1 protein-coding gene is annotated in these 1,673 nt (G+C 75.3%); it reads left to right on the plus strand.

Annotated features, from left to right (window positions below):
- Positions 1-121 precede the first annotated feature (121 nt).
- Positions 122-1,673 (plus strand): asparagine synthase-related protein (locus tag AB0M26_RS31850; RefSeq protein ID WP_365266512.1); only part of this gene is annotated, 1,552 nt, incomplete at its 3' end.

Genomic DNA, 1,673 nt, shown 5'->3' on the forward strand with positions numbered 1-1,673 from the left:
GCCGCCGATGCCCATGGCCCCCCAGCTCACGACGGTGAAGGCGGTCACGGCGACGGCGAGGAGCACCCCGCCGAGGGCGAGTCGCGTCTGAAGGGGAGGCGAGAAGATGGAACGGGAGTGGATGACCGGCGGCACCGTCGCCGTGAACGGAACGGAGATCGACGGGCTTGGCGGTGTGCGCCGGGCCCCGGCCGCGCGGCTACGCGCGGCCACCGACGGGCAGGCCGCGCTTGCGGTCGTGGGCGACTGCCCGGTCACCGAGCAGGAGCTGACCGCCGCGCTCTCGGCCGTGCGGGCGGGCCGGTGGGGTGAGCTGACCCGGTGGCCCGGCTCGTACTGGGCCGTTGCGCACGACGGGCGGCGGCACTTCGTGTGTGGCGACCTGGCCGGCATCCGTGCCGTCTACTACGCGCCGCACGAAACGGGGACGGCGTGGGCGACCGCGCCGGGCCTCCTGGGGCGGCGCCTGGTGCCGGACCTGCCGCATCTGGTGGCCCGGTTGACTGCGGGCGAGCACCACTGGCCGCACCGCAGCCCGTACGAGCAGGTCCGGCTGGTGCCTGGCGGGTTCGGGCTGCTGCTCGCGCCCGGGGCGCCGCCGCAGCTCGTCGACATCGCGGGCGTCGAGCTCGTGGACGAGCTGCGCGAGGGCGCCGAGCGGTTCGGCCGCGCGCTCGCCGACGCCGTCCAGCACCGCGTCCGCGCCGCCGACGGGATGGTGGGGGCAGACCTGTCCGGCGGACTGGACTCCTCCGCGGCCGTCGTCCTCGCCGCCGGCGTCGGCACCGTGCACGCGGTCACGTACACCGACGGCTACACCAGCGGCGAGGACATGGCCTTCGCCGCCCGCGTCGCCGAACACACCAAGATCTCCCACACCGTCGCCACCGGCACCGAGGAGCAGCTGCCCTTCGGTTTCCCTGCAGGGCAGCCGACCGGGGCGGAGCCGGTGCTGGAGGCGGCGATGTACGCCATGGACGCCGCCTACCTGCACCCCGTGCGGGGGCTGCCGCTGCACCTGACGGGGCACGGCGGGGACATCGTGTTGGACGCCTCCAGCTCTTGCTGGGTCCGTCTCCTCCAGAACGGCCGCCGTCGCGAGGCCCACCGCCAGGTCGTCGCGTTCGCCCGGCTGCGCAACACCGCCCCCGGCCCGTACTGGAAGGCCCTCAAGCAGGCCGCTGACCTGGGCCGGAGCGGCTGTCTGGAGCGCGTGGCCGAGGCCCTGGAGCGCGGGCCCGTCACGCCGGGGACCGCTGTGGCGGGCTGGTCGTGGTGCCGTCTCGGGGCCGGAGCGTCGTGGCTCACGGCGGACGGGCGGCACCAGGTTGCCGCGCTGCTGCGGCAGGCCGCCCGGGACCGGCAGCCGGAGATGGCGGACGAGTTCGACCAGTGGGCCGCCTTGCGGTCGGTGGGTGCCTCCGCCCGCGGCTGGAGCCAGTATGGGCAGGCGCTCGGCGTGACGCCGGTGTACCCGTACCTGGACAACGAGGTCGTGCGGGCCGCGTTCGCCGTGCCGGCCCTCGCCCGGCGCGGGTTGGTGACATACAAGCCGCTGCTGCGGGCCGCGCTGCCGGAGCTCCCGGACTGGCTGACCTCCCGGCGCTCGAAGGGATCGTTCACGGCCCAGCGCATCGCCGGACTCGCCCGCCACCGGTCCTTGCTCGGTGAGT

This window comes from Streptomyces sp. NPDC051776 (assembly GCF_040681345.1).
GTDB lineage: Bacteria > Actinomycetota > Actinomycetes > Streptomycetales > Streptomycetaceae > Streptomyces.